Genomic DNA, 19,333 nt, shown 5'->3' with positions numbered 1-19,333 from the left:
TTTGTAGGGGAAAATCCCAGACAGAATAACGTTTTAGCCGTTTTCTCGGGGCCTCATTACGCAATCCCTTTGCGATAACGCCACACGCCGAGCAACACAATCGCAATCAGCCCCAGCGCACCGGCGGCGATCCAGTTGAGGGTGTCGTAACTGAACAACGGTTTCTCGATGCGCCAGTAGCCGTTCTGCTTGAACAGCTCGCGCATCGCCTGGTTGGCCTGCGCCAGGCTGACGGCCTTGATGCGCTTGGCCGGGTCACTGAAGCGCCCTTTGGCGTAGTCGCCCGACGCACTCCAGTAATAGTCGGCCAACGCGCTGTTGCCTTGAACGGCCCAGGCCTGGCGGGCGATGGCGGCTTGTTGCAGGCGGGCAAAGGTGGCGGGGTCGAGGCCGTCCTGCAGCAGTTGGGCCTTGAGGGTTTCCAGCACCTGCTCAGCTTCGGGCAGGTCGTCGCGCTCAAGGTCGGCGTTGAGGCTCATGAAGCCGACGCCGCCCAGCACTTCGCGCTCGCTCCATGGGCCGTAGGACAAACCATGCTGCAGCCGCAGTTGGCGATACAGTGCCCAGTCCAGGTAGTCCTTGAGCAGGTCGAAGGTTTCATCGTACTGATCGTCCAGCACCGGCTCGGGGAATAACCAGTGCAGCTTGGCGTTGTCACCGACCCAGCCGTGGATCAGATCGCGGCGGATGGCGGCGGCGTGTTGAATCTCCGGCAGTGGGCGATGTTCGCTGGGGTCAACCGGGTCAAGCGCGCCGTAGGTGCGTTCGAGGTAGGCCGGCAACAGCTTGTCGAGGTCGCCGACGATGATCAGGGTCATGTTGTTGGGGGCGTACCAGGCCTTGCGCAGCTTTTCCAACTGGTCGCGGGTCAGGTGCTCAACTTCGGCCCGCTCGGCGCATTTGAGGCCCAGCTCTACGGCAAGCTGGCTGCTGGCCTTGTGGCCGAGGTCCTGGCGATCCAGCAGGCGTTGCAGGTGTGAGTAATGGCCGCCGTCTTCGCGTTCCACCACTTGTTTGGCGGCGTTGATGTTGGCGTCGGTCAGTTCGGTGCGGGTGACGATGGCCAGCAGCAGGTCGAGCACCTTGCGCTGGTTTTGCGCCGGGGCCTCGATGACGAAGGTGGTGTCGGCGTTGCTGGTGTAGGCGTTCCAGTCGCCGCCGAGGGCTTGCATGCGTTCTTCCAGCTCACCTTCGCCACCGCCGTCGATACCGCTGAACAGCAGGTGTTCCAGCAGGTGCGGCAGCTCCTTGTCTTCGCAACTGAAGTCATCCAGGCCCACGCCCACCACCAGGCGAATGGCTACGTGGCCGCGCTCAGTGCCCGGTTTGAGCAGCAATTGCAGGCCGTTGGGCAGTGTGTAGCCCTCGACTTGCAGGCGGTCAAAGGCAAAGGTGTGGGCCGAGCCGATGAGCAGGCAGGCGAATAGCAGGCGACGCATAACAGGCTTCCTGGCGAATGAGGTCCGTTGTTAACTGACTTCACTCGCCGTCGTACGTTCAGGGCGAATGCGTGATGTCGGCAATATCGTCCGCCGAGAGCGCGCCGGTGTCGGTGGTTTCGAGCACCACATAAGCGCTGCTGCAGAACAGAGAATTGAGACGCTTCATGTCAGCAATCAGCTCCAGGTGCAGGGAACTGGTCTCCAGGCTCTGTACGATTTTACGTTGCAAGCGGCTGACGTGGGCGTGGGCCAGGCGACGCTCCTGGGCGCGAAAGCGACGTTTCTCCCGCAGCAATTGCCGGGCGCTTTCCGGGTCGGCGCTGAGGAACACCGACAGGCCCAGGCGCAGGTTGGCGATCAACTGAGATTGCAGGCCGGCCAGCTCCTCCAGGCCGACTTCGGAGAACGAGCGGCGCTGGGAGGTTTTTTGCTGCTGGACCTTGCGCAGCATGCGTTCGATCAGGTCGCCGGCCAGTTTCAGGTTGATCGACAGTTCGATGATCTCGGCCCAGCGCCGGCTGTCTTGCTCGCTGAGGTCTTCCCGGGGCATTTGCGCGAGGTAGAGTTTGATCGCGCTGTAAAGCGCCTCGACATCGTCGCTCAGGCTGCGCATTTCCTGGGTGATGGCGGTCTGCTTGCCCCGCAGCACTTCCAGCATTGAGGTCAGCATGTTGTCGATCAGGTCGCCCAGGCGCAGGGTTTCGCGGGCGGCGTTGGCCAGTGCAAGGCTTGGGGTGGCGAGTGCTGCCAGGTCCAGGTGGCGTGGCTTGGCCAGGCCGTTGACCTCCTCGCGCTCCGGCAGCAACCAGGCGCACAAGCGGGACATCGGGCCAATGGTGGGCAGCAGGATCAGGCAGCGAGTGACGTTATAGAGCAGGTGAAAGGTGATCACCATGCCTTGGGCGCTGTAGTCCAGGCCGTCCATCCAACCGACCAGCGGGTCGAGTACCGGGATGATCAGCAGCAAGCCGATCAGCTTGTACAGCAGGCTGCCCAAGGCCACCTGGCGCCCGGCGGCGTTCTGCATGCTGGTGCTGAGAAAGGCCAGCACGCCGCTGCCGATGTTGGCGCCGATCACCAGGCCGATGGCCACGTGCAGGCCGATCACGCCGGCACCGGCCAGGGTCGCGGTCAGCAGGACGGCGGCCAGGCTGGAGTAGGAAATCATCGCGAACAGTGCGCCGACCAGGGCATCGAGCAAGATGTCGCCGGTCAGCGAGGCGAACAGGACTTTAACGCCCTGCGCGTGAGTAATCGGGCCCGCAGCTTCGACGATCAGTTGCAGTGCGAGGATGATCAGCCCGAGGCCGATTCCGACGCGGCCCATCTGCCCGGCACGCGTCTGTTTGCGCGACAGGAAGAAAATCACCCCGAGAAAAATCAACAGCGGCGACAGCCACGACAAGTCAAAGGTCAGCACCCGGGCCATCAGCGCGGTACCGACGTCGGCACCGAGCATGGTCGCCAGGGCGGGCATCAGGCCCATCAAGCCCTGGCCGACAAACGAGGTCACCAGCATCGCCGTGGCGTTGCTGCTTTGCACCATGGCCGTTACCAGGATGCCGGCGATAAACGCCAGCCAACGCTTGGACATGTTCTGCCCGATGACCTGGCGCAGGTTTGAGCCGTAAACCCGCAGGATCCCGGTACGGACGATGTGCGTGCCCCAGATCAGCAGGGTTACCGCGGAAAGCAGATTGAGCAGGGTCAGCATGCTGGGCCCCCTGTGTTGAGTCGTGCCCCAATCGGAGCAAGTGAATAGTGCCGCGTGCCTTTCTACGTCTTGTACTTAAGCTGTAGTTGGCGAATGGGCTCTGCGCCAGCATCGCATAGCTAAAGTCGGGATTGAAACAAAACTGTCATGAAATCAGCTTTTTGCAGATGAAAAAAAGGGGCTTTGCAGGAGCGAGCTTGCTCGCGAAGCACTCAAGGACAACGCGTTCAATCAGACTGCGCGCGTTATCGTTGGCGATCTTCGCGAGCAGGCTCGCTCCTACAGGGGTTCCAGGTTATTGACCCGGAATGTCCTTGCGCAGTTTCACAGGGTCCTGCTGTTTCTTCTTTTTGTTGATGGCAGTGCGCATCTTGATGTTCACCGCTTCTACCGCCAGGGAGAACGCCATGGCGAAGTAAACGTAGCCTTTTGGCACGTGTACGTCGAAGGCCTCGGCGATCAGCACGGTACCCACCACCAGCAGGAACGACAGCGCCAGCATTTTCAACGACGGGTGTTTGTCGATGAAATCGCTGATGGTGCCAGCGGCCATCATCATCACCAGTACGGCGACGATGATCGCGGCCACCATCACCGGTACGTGGGAAACCATACCAACGGCAGTAATCACCGAGTCCAGCGAGAACACGATGTCGATGATCGCGATCTGGATGATGGTGTAGATGAACTGGCCACCGGCACCTTTCGGTTCGTCGTGGGTTTCGTCTTCACCTTCCAGCGCGTGGTACATCTCCTGGGAGCTTTTCCAGAGCAGGAACAGGCCACCAAAGAACAGGATCAGGTCGCGGCCGGAAATGCCTTGGCCGAACACCATGAACAGGTCGTCGGTGAGGCGCATCACCCACGTAATCGACAGCAGCAACAGGATTCGCGTGACCATGGCCAGGGCCAGGCCGAAGATCCGGGTGCGGGCCTGCATGTGCTTGGGCATGCGGCTGACCAGGATCGAAATCATGATGATGTTATCGATGCCCAAGACGATTTCGAGGGCAGTCAGGGTGAAGAAGGCAATCCAGATTTCTGGATTGGTCAGCCATTCCATGTGTAGTCCTTTGAACGAGTTTGGACCGCGCCAGCCTTAAGATCCGGCGCGGTGAGTTGTACGATTACAGAGTGCTGAACAGCGGAAAAATCCCCATCAGCAACGCTGCGACCATTATGCACAGGCACACCAGCACCGCCCACTTGAGGGTGAAGCGCTGGTGATCGCCAAATTCGATACCCGCCAGCGCCACCAACAAGTAGGTCGATGGAACCAGTGGGCTCAACAAGTGCACGGGTTGGCCAACGATCGAGGCGCGGGCCATCTCCACGGCGGTGATGCCGTAATGGCTGGCAGCTTCGGCCAGTACCGGCAGTACGCCGTAGTAGAAGGCATCGTTGGACATGAAGAACGTAAACGGCATGCTCACCAGCGCCGTGATCACCGCCAGGTAAGGGCCGAGGGCGTCAGGGATCACTGCGAGCAGGCTCTTGGACATGGCGTCGACCATGCCGGTACCGGACAGAATACCGGTGAAGATACCGGCGGCGAAGATCAACCCGACCACCGCCAGTACGCTGCCGGCGTGGGCGGCGACGCGGTCTTTCTGCATTTGCAGGCATGGGTAGTTGACGATCATCGCGATACTGAAGGCCACCATGAACAGCACGGGCAGCGGCAGCAGGCCGGCGATCAGGGTGCACATCAGGGCCAGGGTGAGCGCGCCGTTGAACCAGATCAGCTTCGGACGGCGTGCATCCGGGTACTGTGAAACGCTGATTTCGCTGTGGTCGATCTCGTCGCCGTGCAGGTGCAGTTCGCCGAGGCGCGCACGTTCGCGTTTGCCGTACATGTAGGCAATCACCAGAATCGCAACCACGCCCGCCAGCATCGCCGGGATCATCGGCACGAAAATGTCCGACGGGTCTACATGCAGCGCACTGGCTGCACGGGCAGTCGGGCCGCCCCACGGGGTCATGTTCATCACGCCGCCGGCGAGGATGATCAGGCCGGCCATGATCCGCGGGCTCATGCCGATGCGCTTGTACAGCGGCAGCATGGCGGCCACGCAGATCATGTAGGTGGTGGCGCCGTCACCGTCCAGCGAGACCACCAACGCCAGTACGGCGGTGCCGACCGAGACCTTCAACGGGTCGCCTTTGACCAGCTTGAGGATTTTGCGCACGGCCGGGTCGAACAGGCCGGAGTCGATCATCAGGGCAAAGTAGAGAATGGCGAACATCAGCATCACGCCGGTCGGCGCGAGCTTGGTGATGCCTTCGAGCATCATCGGGCCGATCTTCGGCGCAAAGCCGCCGAACAGCGCGAACAGGATCGGCACGATGATCAGGGCAATCAGCGCGGACAGGCGCTTGGTCATGATCAGGAACATGAACGTGATGACCATGGCAAAGCCAAGGAAAGTCAGCATAGGAATACTCCAGGCGTAGCGCGGCTAGGGAATGGCGAACCGGTTGGGGTCAGCGCAGAACGAACAGCACGAGGCGTACGGGTGGAGTTGGGGCAAACAGGCGGGTACGAGCGGACATCGGGAATCACCATTGTTGTTGTTAATAACCGGTCTGTTGCCGGTAGTGGTGGGCGATCCTAGTCCCGGAAGCTTTCAGCCAGCTTTCGCTTAAGAAACAGGCTACGTTGAGTGACGACTGGTCCTATATGAAATGAGGATATGGGAGACAAAGCATGCATGAGCAACACCAAGGCGGCTGCCATTGCGGCCGGGTGCGCTATGAGTTCAGCGGGGCGTTGGTGGACATTGCCCACTGCCACTGTTCGATTTGCCGGCGGGTCAGTGGAGGGTTGGTGACCACCTGGATCACCCTGCCCCGTTCCGCATTTGCCTGGGTGGCGGGAACGCCGGCCCAGTACGAATCGTCATCGACGTGTGTGCGGTATTTCTGTTCGAACTGTGGGGCGCACCTGGCATTGGTGACCCGCCTGAGCCCCGAGAGTATCGATGTGACCATCGCGACCCTGGATCACCCGGAGCGCGCCCCGGCAGATCGGCATATCTGGGTAGAGAGCCGACTGCCGTGGTTGCATCTGGATGAGCAGTTGCCGGAAGAGGATGAAGAGGTGCTCTAGGGCAGCTCGAATCCGCCGGAGGCCTTGTGCAAGGCGCGCAAGTGCTCGCCCAGCAGCTTGAGGTTGGCTTCACACGCGGCAATCTCTGCGGCGCGTGACGGCTCCAGCAGCGCCCTCACCTCTTTGTCCAGGTCGCCCGTCAGCGACTGCAATTGCTTCTGGCGCGCGGCGCTTTCCGATTCCAGGCGCTGGGATTCCGTGGGCTGTGGCAAGCCGTAACCGCTGGTGCCCAGCAGCTCTGCCGGGCGACTGAGGAAGCCGCTGTTGGCGAGGATCTGCTGCAAGGTGGCGTTGGCTTTCTCCATGCCGCCGTTTTTCAGTTCGCGGGCGCCGAGGTAGCGTTGTTTGACTTCATCCTGGGCCAGCATGAGCTGCTTGCGAAAACTCGCCTGCTCCAGCAACAGCAAGGCCGCGCTGGCGCGCAGGTCCGCTTCGGCGAACCATGGGCGACGTTCCTCCGCGCTCAGGGACAACCAATCTTCCACCTCGGCCTGTTTGATCGGCAGGCGCTTTTTCAGCACCTCGAACATCGCCTGGTAACGCTCGCGGAAGGAATCGAAGTGATAGCCGAGGCGCAGTGCGCGCTTTTTGTCATCCAGCACGCTGGTATCGGCCAGGCCCCGGCCCTTGAGGACTTCCAGCAGGCCATTCGGCGTGATGTTGTCCAGGCCGGTCAGTTGCGGGTTGGCGCTGCCGCTGCGTAGCAGTTTCAGGCTTTCGACTGCGCAGTTGTTGGAGATGAAGAAGTAGTTGCCGTCATAGCTCCAGTGCATTTCGGCGGCGTGTTCAACGGTGTCGTTGATCTCCTGGCGCGTGAGTGTCAGGGGCACCGAGGCCAGGCCACGCAGTTCGGTCTTGGTGTACTCGTCGATGACCTGGGACAGCGGCAGCACGAACAGCCGCGATGGGTACTTGCCGATCAGTCCGTCCCAGCTTGAAAGCTGTACGTCCCCGACAAACGCGCGGTAAGACAGAACCAGGTGCTGGTCCAGGTCCAGTCGGCAGTCCGGGCCGCGTGGCCGGCCTGGGGCGCAGATCACCAGGCGCAACATGCTGTGGCCCCAGCGGCTCACCAGGTTCTGGTTGGCTTCGGCCAGCAGGTAGTCGATTTCATAGACCCGCTCGGGATCGACCTGGCCCAGTGGCGTCTTGGCGAAGTCGTTGCCGGCATTCAGGAAGGCGTAGGTTTTGGCGCAGGTGTCCTTGGCCGGCGGCGCCCAGCCAAAGTGTTCCTTGTAATAGCGGTACAGCGAAGGCCGGCGGCAGGCGTAGCTCGGGTCGAGGAGGAAGTACTCCATGTTGACCGCGACGAATTCCAGCGGGCTGGTGGTTTCGTAGATGTCCGGGCTGCGGGCGACCTGATGGTTGTTCTGTTCACGTTCGCCGCGGCGACCGACGTATTGCGGCCACCCGGCGAGGTCCAACAGGCGTGGGTCATCGCTGAGGGTAAAGCGGCGGTCGTTCTGGCCACGGCATTGATCGGGCAGGCCGATCAGGCCAGTGATGTTGTTCTGGCGACTGCAGCGCTGGATCAGCTTGCGGTCGGCGCTGGGCCACAGGCGGGCGCGGTCGTAAATGTGGGTCAGTTCATGCAGCACGGTGGCGAGCATTTCCCTGCGCACGGTACCGTGGGGGCGATTGGTTTTTTGGGTTGCGGCGCTGCCGTCGGTGAGGCTGTCCAGCAGGTTGCTGTTGAGGTCCAGTTCGGACACCAGCGAGGCCTGGCCGTAGGCGTTCTCGGGCATCTTGTCGGTCCAGCCGACGTCGATGGTCCGGTCCAGTTGCTGGATGAACCGCGGGGGTAACGCCTGCATCGCTTCATCCAGCAATGCCTGGCTGGCTTGCTGCTGAGCAGGGCTCAAGCCATCGGTCTTGAGCCGTAGTTGCAGGTCGGCCTGAGCCGCGCTGGCGCCGAGCAGCAGCGTGCCGGCCAGTAGCCAGGCGGCGATTTGCCTCACAGAGAGAGGATAGCTTCGGCGAGGACCTGGTCGCTGGCGTCGCGGGCTTCTGGCACGCGGGTTCGCAGGGTGTCGAAAGCAGCTTCCAATTGGGCGCCACGAATCTCGCCATCGCTGGCGACGAAACTGGCGGCGTCGTCGTGGGCTTCGCGTACGACTTTCGAGTCGCGGATGGATGTGGTGGTGTCCGAGGTAAAATCAATGGTGCGGGCCGAGGCGCGGACGATGATGTTACTGGTGGCCTTCAGGGTTTGTGCCTGGGCAACACCGGCCAACAACAGCAGGCCGAGAGCGGCGGCGATCAGCGGGCTACGCATGGAAAGACTCCGAAATACAAAGATGATTATTGGACGAGAATTGCTTGCGCCAGTTCAAGGTCACTGGCTTTAAGTTTTGGCTGGGCATGGCGCAGATAATCCAGCGCTGATTCCAGTCGGGCTCCCCGCCATTGGCCGTCAGTGGCAATGAAAGCGGCAGCGTCATCCTGGGCGGCCAGTATCAGTTTATGGTCGAACGGTGCGGAGGTCACTTTGCTGGTGGCGTACGCACTGACAACGAGGCTCTGGGTGGACAGGTCAAAGGCCAGAACTTGCGTGGACCAGCAGGCGCAAAACATTACGGGAACGATCAACAGGCGGTATGAAAAAGCCATGGGACTCGACAACTGAAAGCGAGCGCCAAGGCTAGCGCAATGCCCGTGCGAGAGCCAGCGCGGAGGTTTCAGGGAGCGTTTGGCGCTCCCTTCTTCCTCGCCTGCGGTCAGATGGCCAGGATCGCCTGGGCCAGTTGAGCGTCAGTCGCGATGTTCAGTTGTGGGGCCTGTTGGCGGATCTGGGCCAGGGCGCTTTCCAGTTTCACACCACGGATGGCGCCTTCGCTGGCGACAAAGCTGGCGGCGTCGTCGCGGGCGGCACGTACGACTTTGTTGTCACGCAGGGAGGATGTGGCGTCGGAGGTCGCATCTGAGGTGGCTTTCAGTGCGCCGACGATCGAGTCCGTGGTCACGATCAGGCTGGAGGCGTTGGCATTGGCAGCCAGGGCCAGCAGGGCTGCAGTGCTTAGCAGGCGAAGACGGGACATGGGGTGACTCCTGTGGATGAACGAATAAAGGTGGCACAAAGCCGCTAAGTGAGCAGCGGGACCATGGGCATCAGACGCCCGTTCTACAGGGTTCGCCACGTGGTAACCGGATATTAAGCCGCCGTTTATCCGTTCGGATAGCCACCCGAGCTGATTACTCGCTCCAGAACGATTTGGACAGCTCAGATGCTCGGTCCCCGTGACTGATTCCCGCGTCAGATAATTCCCGCGGATCCAGTTGAGCCAGCAGCCTGCGTGTGCGGGTACGTTGCCCCCACCGGGCGAGCGCCGCGGTCGTGCGCTTGAGTAGCCGTATCAACAGCGGGCGTTGCTGAATTTGGATCGTCATGACGAGCGCCTTTCATGAGGTTCTGGAACACCATGTTGGGCCGGAAGGTATTACCGGTACAGATACACCAAGGATTAATTGTACTGATTAATTGTTATGGTTTTTAAACTGTACCTGTCCGTATGAGAGCCTACTGTTTTCGCCCTTGAAAATCCAAACCCCAGAAACCACAAAACCCGCCTCCGGTTACCCGGGGCGGGTTTTGCTTCAACAATTCGGAGTGCTGGCGGTGGACCCGGTGGGTCAGGGCCAGCGGACGCTAATTAGCGCCAGAACGGCTTGCTCAGCTCTTCGTAGCGTTGTGCTTCGCTGATACCGGCGTCAGCCAGCAGACGCGAATCCAGGCGAGCCAGTTGATGGCGGCTGGAGATGCGGCGCTGCCACAACATCAGGTTGGCGAGAACGCGCAGAGGCAGGGAAGCCTGGGTGTTTACAGCTTTTTCTTCGAAGAACAGATCGGAACTGAGTGTACGTTCCATGATGACATCCTTCCGCTTGTGGCGGGATTAGGTAGTGGTTTAACTGATGCCAATGATCCTCCTCCGGCGCAAGACTCTCTAGATACAGTTCACCTGTATTGTGAGGGGCCAGTTAACTGTTTATAGAGGCTGTACTGTACGAAATTGGGGCAACTGTACCTATGAGCACTTTAATGGTGCGTTTTAGGTGATTTTTGAGGTGCGGGTAGGATTTTTCGGTAGGAAATGACCGGTACAGCAGTACAGTTTTTTATAAAAATTGGGTTTGGAAACCCGGACTGATGAAGCTGTGTTTGCATCAGTCCGAATCTGTATCAATCACGCCTTCAGCATATGCCCGGTTTCTTCCAGGTTGATGTGCCAACTCAGGGCTTCTCGCAGGATATGCGGGGTGTGACCGCCTAGAGCACAGGCTTGGGTGAAGTACGTGTTCAGGGCATCGCGGTACGCCGGGTGCACGCAGTTGTCGATGATGACCCGAGCCCGCTCCCGCGGCGCCAGGCCCCGCAGATCCGCCAGGCCGACCTCGGTCACGAGGATGTCGACGTCATGCTCGGTATGATCCACATGGCTGACCATCGGCACCACGCTGGAAATCGCGCCAGCCTTGGCGATCGACTTGGTGACAAAGATCGCCAGGTGCGCGTTACGCGCAAAGTCGCCCGAGCCGCCAATCCCGTTCATCATCCGCGTGCCGCAGACATGGGTGGAGTTGACGTTGCCGTAGATGTCGAACTCCAGTGCGGTGTTGATACCAATGATGCCCAGGCGCCGCACCACTTCCGGGTGGTTGGAGATTTCCTGAGGCCGCAGCACCAGCTTCTCTTTATAGCGTTCCAGGTTGCCGAACACGTCGGCGTTGCGACGCTCCGACAACGTGATCGAGCTACCGGAGGCGAAGCTGAGTTTACCGGCGTCGATCAGGTCGAACGTGGAGTCCTGCAGGACTTCCGAATACATCGTCAGGTCTTCGAACGGCGACTCGATCAGGCCACACATCACCGCGTTGGCGATGTTGCCGATGCCGGCCTGCAGCGGACCCAGCTTGTTGGTCATGCGCCCGGCGTCCACTTCTTCTTTAAGGAAGTTGATCAGGTGATTGGCGATCGACTGGGTGTCGCTGTCGGGCGGCGTCACAGTGGAGGCCGAGTCCGATTGGTTAGTGATGACGATGGCGACGATCTTCTCCGGCGGGATCGGGATCGCGGTGCTGCCGATACGGTCGTCCACGGCCACCAACGGAATTGGCGTACGGGTCGGGCGATAGCTCGGGATATAGATGTCGTGCAGACCTTCCAGGTTCGGGTTATGCGCCATGTTGATCTCGACGATCACCTGCTTGGCGAAAATCGCGAAACTGGCGGAGTTACCCACAGACGTGGTCGGAACAATGTGGCCTTGCTCGGTGATCGCCACGGCCTCTATCACCGCAATGTCGGGCAGCTTGAGCTGATTGTTGCGCAGTTGCTCGACGGTTTCGGACAGGTGCTGGTCGATAAACATCACTTCGCCGGCGTTGATCGCCTTGCGCAGCGTGCTGTCCACCTGGAATGGCATGCGTCGCGACAGTACGCCGGCTTCGGTCAGTTGCTTGTCCAGGTCGTTGCCCAGGCTGGCGCCGGTCATCAGAGTGATTTTCAGCGGTGATGTCTTGGCGCGTTCGGCCAAGGCGTGCGGCACGGCCTTGGCTTCACCGGCGCGGGTGAAGCCGCTCATGCCGACGGTCATGCCGTCCTGGATCAGTGCAGCAGCGTCAGCCGCGCTCATGACCTTGTTCAACAACGAAGGCAAGCGGATACGATCACGGTACATGGATTGTTATCTCGGGCTACGGAAGCAAGATGCGCAGTCTAGTGATTTCAAAAAGTTTCGTCCCGCTACCATGGTCGAATGCCAGGCAGCGATTTAGAGCCTTTTGTCGGTTTTCTATCGGTAATAAAAAACCCCAGCCTACTAAAGGCCAGGGTTTTGGGTATTGCGCTGGCGCAGTGTTTATTCGACGGCCTTGACCATGTCTTCGATGACCTTCTTGGCGTCGCCGAAGACCATCATGGTCTTGTCCAGGTAGAACAGTTCGTTGTCCAGGCCGGCATAGCCGCTGGCCATAGAGCGCTTGTTGACGATGATGGTCTTGGCTTTGAACGCTTCGAGGATCGGCATGCCCGCAATGGGCGATTTGGGATCGTTCTTGGCTGCCGGGTTGACCACGTCGTTGGCGCCAAGTACCAGCACCACGTCGGCCTGGCCGAACTCGGAATTGATGTCTTCCATCTCGAACACCTGGTCGTAAGGCACTTCTGCCTCGGCCAGCAGCACGTTCATGTGGCCAGGCATGCGACCGGCAACCGGGTGGATCGCGTACTTCACGGTCACGCCGCGGTGAGTCAGCTTCTCGGTCAGCTCTTTCAGCGCATGTTGTGCCCGGGCTACCGCCAGGCCGTAGCCTGGGACGATGATCACGGTGTCGGCGTTGGTCAGCAGGAAGGTCGCATCGTCAGCCGAACCGGACTTCACCGGGCGCGCTTCTTTCGAACTGGCCGGGCCGGCGGCGTCTGCCGTATTGCCGAAACCGCCGAGCAGCACATTAAAGAAGGAGCGGTTCATCGCCTTGCACATGATGTACGAGAGGATCGCGCCGCTTGAACCCACCAGCGAGCCGGCGATGATCAGCATCGAGTTGTTCAGCGAGAAGCCGATACCCGCTGCTGCCCAGCCGGAGTAACTGTTGAGCATCGAGACGACCACCGGCATGTCGGCACCGCCAATCGGGATGATGATCAGCACGCCCAGCACGAATGCCAGGGCCAGCATCAATGCGAAGGCGCCGAGGTTGCCGGTGAACATGAAGGCCAGGCCCAGGCCCAGCGTCAACAGTCCCAGCACCAGGTTCAGCTTGTGCTGGCCGCTGAACTGTACCGGTGCGCCCTGGAACAGGCGGAACTTGTACTTGCCCGACAGCTTGCCGAAGGCGATGACCGAGCCGGAGAAGGTAATTGCACCGATGGCTGCACCGAGGAACAATTCCAGGCGGTTACCGGCGGGGATCGAATCCCCCAGGTGTTTCACGATGCCCAGGGATTGCGGCTCCACGACTGCGGCGATGGCAATAAACACCGCGGCCAGGCCGATCATGCTGTGCATGAACGCCACCAGCTCCGGCATCTTGGTCATTTCCACGCGCTTGGCCATGATCGAGCCCGCGGTGCCGCCGACCAGCAGGCCGACGATGACGTAGCCGATGCCAGCCGTTGCCAGCTCGGCGCCGAGCTTATAGATGAGGCCCACAGTCGTGAGCACCGCCAGTGCCATGCCGAGCATGCCGAACAGGTTGCCGCGCCGCGAAGTGGTTGGGTGTGACAAGCCCTTGAGGGCCTGGATAAAGCAGATCGACGCGACCAGGTAGAGCGTCGTAACCAGATTCATGCTCATTACTTCGGCGCCTCTTCTTTTACTTTCGGGGCTTTCTTCTTGAACATCTCAAGCATCCTGCGGGTAACCAGGAAGCCACCGAACACATTGACCGCAGCGAGGGCCACAGCCAGGGTGCCCATGGTCTTGCCCAGCGGCGTCACGGTGAGCGCGGCAGCCAGCATGGCGCCAACGATCACGATCGCCGAAATCGCGTTGGTCACGGCCATCAGCGGGGTATGCAAGGCCGGGGTGACGTTCCAGACCACGTGATAACCGACATAAATTGCCAGCACGAAGATGATCAGGTTGTAGATACCGGGGGAGATAAGCTCTTCCATCGTCTGAATCCCTGCTTAGGCGTTTTTGCGGATGACTTGGCCGTCGCGGCACATCAGGCACGCGGCGACGATGTCGTCTTCGAGGTTGATTTCAAACTGCCCTTCCTTGGTGAAGACCAGCTTCAGGAAGTCCAGCAGGTTACGTGCGTACAGCGCCGAGGCGTCGGCTGCGACGGCGCCTGCCAGGTTGGTCGGGCCGCAGATGGTCACGCCGTTTTCCACGACCACCTGGTCTGCCACAGTCAGCGGGCAGTTGCCGCCTTGGGCTGCGGCGAGGTCGATGACCACCGAGCCTGGCTTCATCTGTGCGACGGTCTCGGCGCTGAGCAGGGTCGGTGCCTTGCGGCCCGGGATCAGTGCGGTGGTGATGACGATGTCGGCTTGCTTGGCGCGCTCATGCACGGCCAGGGCCTGGCGCTGCATCCAGCTTGTTGGCATCGGGCGCGCGTAGCCGCCAACACCGACGGCGCACTCACGCTCTTCATCGGTTTCGTATGGCACGTCGACGAACTTGGCGCCCAGGGATTCGATCTGTTCCTTTACGGCCGGACGCACGTCGGACGCTTCGATGACCGCGCCCAGACGCTTCGCGGTAGCGATCGCCTGCAGTCCTGCTACGCCTGCGCCGAGAATCAGCACGCGGGCGGCTTTCACTGTGCCGGCGGCAGTCATCAGCATTGGCATAAAGCGAGGGTAGTGATGGGCGGCGAGCAACACGGCCTTGTAGCCGGCGATGTTGGCTTGGGAAGACAGCACATCCAGGCTCTGCGCGCGGGAGGTACGCGGCGCGGCCTCAAGGGCAAAGGCTGTGACGCCATGCTCGGCCAGCCGGGTGATGGTTTCGTTGCTGAACGGATTGAGCATGCCCACCAGCACGGCGCCACTTTTGATCAGCGTCAGTTCGCTGTCATTGGGGGCGACCACCTTGAGGATCAACTCGGCGCCGAATGCATCACTGGCGCTGCCAATGGTTGCGCCTGCCGCTTCATAGGCACTGTCGACGACACTGGCATTGACGCCTGCTCCGCTTTGCACAGTGACCTTGTGGCCCTGGCCGATCAGCTTCTTGATGGTTTCCGGGGTGGCAGCCACCCGCGTTTCACCGGTCTGGGTTTCGAGAGGAACACCAATGTGCACGTCAAATCTCCTGCATGATCTTTTTGCTTTGATTTTGTAAAAAGGCCAGTGCACCGCAAGAGGCACATCTGGGCGGCCGATCAGCACGATCCCGCTGAAACACAGCGGGGCGCGGCATTTTGCAGGCGAACTTTACGGCCTTCAAGAGATTATGACGGGTGACGAAAAATTAACTACAAGTCACCCTGTGACTGATTGTCGCAACGCTTGGTTATAAACCTTTAAAATACATACAGTTAAAGGGTTCCAGCTGATATCAGCGCTTTTTTCCATCGCCGATGTGAATGGCTGTGTATCGCCGGGACTTTATGGCTACAGGCCAATATAAACATGGCTTTAAGCCTTGTTTTTGGATGAAAGTTACGGTCTTCTAAATTGCGACATATATATACATATGTAGGTATTTGTATTGTTTGACTACAGGGTCAGCTTATTGATTTTATCCTTTAGATATTGGGGTTATAGCGTTGTGACTGATCAATCAGCCAGTCTCTGAATGCGTGGAGAGAGGCAGATTCGACTTTTCTCTCGGGAATCATCAGGTAGTAAGCCTTTGAGCTCGCCAATATCTGAGGGCTGGCGACCACCAGGTGCCCTTCGCTCAGTTCTCTCTGAATAAGGAACGGTGGGATCAGTGCAATGCCCATGTCGTGTATGGCTGCCTGGGACAACATGGAGAATAGCTCGTAACGCGGCCCTGTCATGTCGCGGGGTATGTCCAGCTGTTGCGCGTTGAACCACTGGCGCCAGGCGTAGGGTCGTGTGGTTTGCTGCAGAAGAGGCAGTTCGGCGATTTCCTGCGCGGTGAAGTGCGTGCGCTCGCCCAGCAAGCGAGGGCTGCACACCGGGAGTGGGTTTTCTCCCATCAGTTTGTGGGATTCGGTACCGGACCAGTCGGCATCGCCAAAGTAGATCGCGGCATCAAATTCGGTATCGGCGAACAGGAAAGGCCGTGTGCGGTTGGTGAGGTTGACGGTGACTTCGGGGTGTTGGCGCTGGAAGTCCTTGAGGCGCGGGATCAGCCATTGGGTGCCGAAGGTCGGGACCACCGCCAGTTCGATAACGTTGGTGCCCTGCTGGCCCATGACCGACAAGGTGTCGCGCTCGACCGCGTCCAGCTGTGTAGCCACCCGGCGGCTGTAGGAAAGCCCGGCTTCTGTCAGTTTTACGCCTCGGCGCGAGCGTCGAAACAGCTCGACACTCAAAAACTCCTCAAGGCTGGCGATCTGTCGGCAGATTGCGCCTTGGGTGATTGAAAGCTCCTGCGCAGCCTTGGTAAAGCTCTCGTGGCGGGCTGCTGCTTCAAAACTGACCAGGGCTGTCGTGCTGGGAATCTTTCTGCGCATGTACCGTAGCCTCACAAGTAAAGAGCATCTATAGCGCTTATGGATGTTACGGAGTGAGAAATTAGCACAAGGCTATGCAAAAACCTCGTTTGCCCTCTTCGCCTGCCCGGCCTAGGCTCCATGCACGACTTTTGATTTACTTCGCGAGGACTCACTCATGGGCGGTAAGGCAAGCTTCAACTGGATCGATCCACTGCTGCTGGATTCACAGCTCACCGAAGAAGAACGCATGGTGCGCGACAGTGCCGAGCAGTTCGCTCAGGACAAGCTGGCGCCGCGTGTGCTCGAAGCCTTCCGTCATGAAAAGACCGACCCTGCGATCTTCCGCGAGATGGGTGAGACCGGCCTGCTGGGGGCGATGATTCCAGAGCAGTACGGTGGCAGCGGCTTGAACTACGTCAGCTATGGCCTGATCGCACGTGAGGTCGAGCGTGTGGACTCTGGCTACCGTTCGATGATGAGTGTGCAGTCCTCGCTGGTGATGGTGCCTATCAATGAGTTCGGCACCGAAGCGCAAAAGCAGAAATACCTGCCGAAGCTGGCCTCTGGCGAATGGATTGGCTGCTTTGGTCTGACCGAGCCTAACCATGGTTCCGACCCGGGCGCGATGATTACTCGTGCGCGTAAGGTGGATGGCGGCTACAGCCTCACCGGCAGCAAGATGTGGATCACCAACAGCCCGATTGCCGATGTATTCGTGGTGTGGGGCAAGGACGATGCAGGCGACATCCGCGGCTTCGTTCTGGAAAAGGGGTGGAAAGGCCTGAGTGCTCCAGCGATTCACGGCAAGGTCGGGCTGCGCGCGTCGATCACCGGTGAGATCGTTATGGACAACGTGTTTGTGCCTGAAGAAAACATCTTCCCGGATGTGCGCGGCTTGAAAGGACCGTTCACTTGCCTTAACTCGGCGCGCTACGGGATCTCGTGGGGCGCGCTGGGTGCTGCGGAGTTCTGCTGGCATACCGCGCGCCAGTACACCCTTGATCGTCAGCAGTTCGGGCGACCTTTGGCAGCTACCCAGTTGATCCAGAAGAAGCTGGCAGATATGCAGACTGAGATCACCCTCGCCCTGCAAGGTTGCCTTCGGTTGGGCCGTATGAAGGATGAAGGCACTGCGGCTGTGGAAATCACCTCCATCATGAAGCGCAACTCGTGTGGCAAGTCCCTCGACATTGCCCGGATGGCTCGGGACATGCTCGGTGGTAACGGCATCTCCGATGAGTTCGGTATTGCCCGCCACCTGGTCAACCTTGAGGTGGTGAATACCTATGAGGGTACTCACGACGTGCATGCGTTGATCCTGGGGCGCGCGCAAACCGGTATTCAGGCGTTCTATTAATAGGAGAGCGACCATGGGCGCGCTATCGCACCTGCGGGTACTGGATTTGTCGCGAGTGCTGGCGGGCCCTTGGGCCGGGCAGATACTGGCGGACCTTGGCGCTGAAGTGATCAAGGTCGAGCGGCCCGGCAACGGCGACGACACGCGTGCCTGGGGGCCGCCTTTCCTCAAGGATGCCTATGGGGAGAACACCACTGAGGCGGCGTATTACCTGTCGGCCAATCGCAACAAGGAATCGGTGACCATCGACTTCACGCGGCCGGAGGGTCAGAAGCTGGTGCGTGACCTGGCGGCGAAGTCCGACATTCTGATCGAGAATTTCAAGGTGGGAGGCTTGGCGGCTTATGGGCTGGACTATGAGTCGCTCAAGGAGATCAATCCGGAGTTGATCTACTGCTCGATTACCGGGTTTGGCCAGACGGGCCCTTATGCGACGCGGGCGGGCTACGACTTCATGATTCAGGGGCTAGGCGGGCTGATGAGTCTGACTGGCCGCCCGGAGGGTGAGGACGGCGCCGGGCCGGTCAAGGTGGGTGTAGCGCTGACGGATATCCTTACGGGGCTCTATTCGACGGTTGCGATTCTGGCTGCCATGGCTCATCGAGACCATGACGGCGGCGGTCAGCATATCGATATGGCGCTGCTGGATGTACAGGTGGCTTGTCTGGCCAATCAGGCGATGAACTACCTGACGACGGGTGTCTCTCCCAAGCGTCTGGGTAACGCTCATCCGAATATCGTGCCATATCAGGATTTTCCTACGGCGGATGGCGACTTCATCCTTACTGTGGGTAACGACGGGCAGTTCCGCAAGTTTGCAGAGGTGGCCGGGCAACCGCAGTGGGCAGATGATCCTCGGTTTGCCACTAATAAGCTGCGAGTGGCCAATAGGGCGGCGCTGATCCCGTTGATTCGCCAAGCGACTGTATTCAAGACAACTGCTGAATGGGTCGCTCAGTTGGAGCGGGTGGGCGTGCCTTGCGGGCCGATCAATGATTTGGCGCAGGTGTTTGCCGATCCGCAGGTGAAGGCGCGCGGCTTAGCAATGGAGTTGCCTCATGCGCTGGCGGGAATGGTGCCCCAGGTGGCCAGCCCTATGCGCCTGTCCAAGACGCCCGTTGAATACCGTAGTGCGCCGCCCCTATTGGGTGAGCATACCCATCAGGTGCTACAGCAGGTGCTGGGTTTGACGCCGGCGAGTGTGTCGGCACTTAGGGACGCTGGAGTTATCTGAAGACTCTCTTCTATATAGAGGGCTGTTTAGGCTCTCTATATAGGAGGGGGTTGGTCGAATTTTAGTCAGAAGTGCCTATTTGATAGAAATCCTAAATTAAGGGTTGACGGCAGATTCTGGAAGTCTATAATTCGCCCCACTTCCGGCGCAGTCGAAACGGAAAACTCCTTGGTAAACAAAGAGTTATGTAGGTTTCGACAGCGAGCTGCTTCAGATCATCGAAGCCCAGAAGGAGTTAATAAGGCAGTGTTGTTTAGCCCTATTAACGGTTCGATCTTCTCGGTCGAAAGCGGAGAAAAAGAGGTGTTGACAGCAGCGTGTAACGCTGTAGAATTCGCCTCCCGCTAACGAGAGATCGGAAGCGCAAGTGGTTGAAGTTACAAAGGAAACTTTGAAA

At 59.7% G+C, this 19,333-nt stretch carries 18 protein-coding genes; 3 read left to right on the top strand and 15 right to left on the bottom strand.

What is annotated here, in order from left to right:
* Nucleotides 1-56: 56 nt before the first annotated feature.
* From SNL23_RS29975 to SNL23_RS29960, 4 genes are all read right to left on the bottom strand, one after another.
* Nucleotides 57-1,439 (bottom strand): M16 family metallopeptidase, encoded by a 1,383-nt coding sequence (locus tag SNL23_RS29975; RefSeq protein ID WP_318304551.1) that lies wholly within the window; start codon nt 1,437-1,439, stop codon nt 57-59.
* A gap of 58 nt (nt 1,440-1,497) precedes the next feature.
* Nucleotides 1,498-3,156: a Na/Pi cotransporter family protein gene (locus SNL23_RS29970; RefSeq protein WP_076013338.1), complete on the bottom strand. Its 1,659-nt coding sequence runs from the start codon at nt 3,154-3,156 to the stop codon at nt 1,498-1,500.
* A gap of 295 nt (nt 3,157-3,451) precedes the next feature.
* Entirely contained in the window at nt 3,452-4,219 is a 768-nt protein-coding gene (locus tag SNL23_RS29965; RefSeq protein WP_076013339.1) for a TerC family protein, read from the bottom strand.
* A gap of 64 nt (nt 4,220-4,283) precedes the next feature.
* Nucleotides 4,284-5,591 (bottom strand): CitMHS family transporter, encoded by a 1,308-nt coding sequence (locus SNL23_RS29960; protein ID WP_076013340.1) that lies wholly within the window; start codon nt 5,589-5,591, stop codon nt 4,284-4,286.
* 272 nt (nt 5,592-5,863) lie between these two features.
* Between SNL23_RS29960 and SNL23_RS29955 the strand changes: the two genes are divergently transcribed.
* Nucleotides 5,864-6,265, top strand: a complete 402-nt coding sequence (locus SNL23_RS29955) for a GFA family protein (protein ID WP_076013341.1) — start codon at nt 5,864-5,866, stop codon at nt 6,263-6,265.
* Here the strand turns inward: SNL23_RS29955 and SNL23_RS29950 are convergent.
* The 11 genes from SNL23_RS29950 to SNL23_RS29900 all read right to left on the bottom strand — a co-directional run bounded on the left by SNL23_RS29950 (nt 6,262) and on the right by SNL23_RS29900 (nt 16,363).
* Nucleotides 6,262-8,223 (bottom strand): DUF7844 domain-containing protein, encoded by a 1,962-nt coding sequence (locus tag SNL23_RS29950; protein ID WP_318304550.1) that lies wholly within the window; start codon nt 8,221-8,223, stop codon nt 6,262-6,264. The genes SNL23_RS29955 and SNL23_RS29950 overlap by 4 nt on opposite strands.
* The gene (locus SNL23_RS29945; RefSeq protein ID WP_076013343.1) at nt 8,220-8,540 is read right to left on the bottom strand and encodes a DUF2388 domain-containing protein; all 321 of its coding nucleotides are present in this window, start codon (nt 8,538-8,540) and stop codon (nt 8,220-8,222) included. Before SNL23_RS29945 ends, SNL23_RS29950 begins: the two co-directional genes overlap by 4 nt.
* A gap of 26 nt (nt 8,541-8,566) precedes the next feature.
* Nucleotides 8,567-8,875, bottom strand: a complete 309-nt coding sequence (locus SNL23_RS29940) for a DUF2388 domain-containing protein (protein WP_318304549.1) — start codon at nt 8,873-8,875, stop codon at nt 8,567-8,569.
* A gap of 107 nt (nt 8,876-8,982) precedes the next feature.
* Nucleotides 8,983-9,303 (bottom strand): DUF2388 domain-containing protein, encoded by a 321-nt coding sequence (locus tag SNL23_RS29935; RefSeq protein WP_318304548.1) that lies wholly within the window; start codon nt 9,301-9,303, stop codon nt 8,983-8,985.
* Nucleotides 9,304-9,457: 154 nt separating this feature from the next.
* Nucleotides 9,458-9,652 carry a DUF1127 domain-containing protein gene (locus tag SNL23_RS29930; RefSeq protein ID WP_167664667.1) on the bottom strand — a complete coding sequence of 65 codons (195 nt, stop codon included), beginning with the start codon at nt 9,650-9,652 and terminating at the stop codon, nt 9,458-9,460.
* Nucleotides 9,653-9,915: 263 nt separating this feature from the next.
* The gene (locus tag SNL23_RS29925; RefSeq protein WP_003214752.1) at nt 9,916-10,131 is read right to left on the bottom strand and encodes a DUF1127 domain-containing protein; all 216 of its coding nucleotides are present in this window, start codon (nt 10,129-10,131) and stop codon (nt 9,916-9,918) included.
* Nucleotides 10,132-10,449: 318 nt separating this feature from the next.
* Nucleotides 10,450-11,943, bottom strand: a complete 1,494-nt coding sequence (locus SNL23_RS29920; protein ID WP_076013347.1) for an acetyl-CoA hydrolase/transferase family protein — start codon at nt 11,941-11,943, stop codon at nt 10,450-10,452.
* Nucleotides 11,944-12,123: 180 nt separating this feature from the next.
* A complete protein-coding gene (locus SNL23_RS29915) occupies nt 12,124-13,560 on the bottom strand; it encodes an NAD(P)(+) transhydrogenase (Re/Si-specific) subunit beta (protein ID WP_076013348.1) in 1,437 nt (478 codons plus the stop codon).
* Entirely contained in the window at nt 13,560-13,880 is a 321-nt protein-coding gene (locus tag SNL23_RS29910) for an NAD(P) transhydrogenase subunit alpha (RefSeq protein WP_003187417.1), read from the bottom strand. The genes SNL23_RS29915 and SNL23_RS29910 overlap by 1 nt, the downstream gene beginning before the upstream one ends.
* A 15-nt stretch (nt 13,881-13,895) precedes the next feature.
* Nucleotides 13,896-15,017 carry a Re/Si-specific NAD(P)(+) transhydrogenase subunit alpha gene (locus SNL23_RS29905; protein ID WP_063033683.1) on the bottom strand — a complete coding sequence of 374 codons (1,122 nt, stop codon included), beginning with the start codon at nt 15,015-15,017 and terminating at the stop codon, nt 13,896-13,898.
* Nucleotides 15,018-15,463: 446 nt separating this feature from the next.
* Complete coding sequence (locus SNL23_RS29900) at nt 15,464-16,363, bottom strand: LysR family transcriptional regulator (RefSeq protein WP_076013349.1); 900 nt, start codon at nt 16,361-16,363, stop codon at nt 15,464-15,466.
* Between the two features lie 157 nt (nt 16,364-16,520).
* On the opposite strand from SNL23_RS29900, the gene SNL23_RS29895 reads away from it, so the two are divergent.
* Together SNL23_RS29895 and SNL23_RS29890 are read left to right on the top strand one after the other, a co-directional pair.
* Nucleotides 16,521-17,702 carry an acyl-CoA dehydrogenase gene (locus SNL23_RS29895; RefSeq protein WP_010168706.1) on the top strand — a complete coding sequence of 394 codons (1,182 nt, stop codon included), beginning with the start codon at nt 16,521-16,523 and terminating at the stop codon, nt 17,700-17,702.
* 13 nt (nt 17,703-17,715) lie between these two features.
* On the top strand, nt 17,716-18,936 hold the full coding sequence (locus tag SNL23_RS29890) for a CaiB/BaiF CoA transferase family protein (protein ID WP_076013350.1): 1,221 nt from the start codon (nt 17,716-17,718) through the stop codon (nt 18,934-18,936).
* Nucleotides 18,937-19,333: the final 397 nt, after the last annotated feature.

This window comes from Pseudomonas sp. SED1, from assembly GCF_034044025.1.
Lineage (GTDB): Bacteria > Pseudomonadota > Gammaproteobacteria > Pseudomonadales > Pseudomonadaceae > Aquipseudomonas.
Note: the sequence above shows the minus strand (reverse complement) of the source record. Positions and strands in the feature narration are given on the sequence as shown.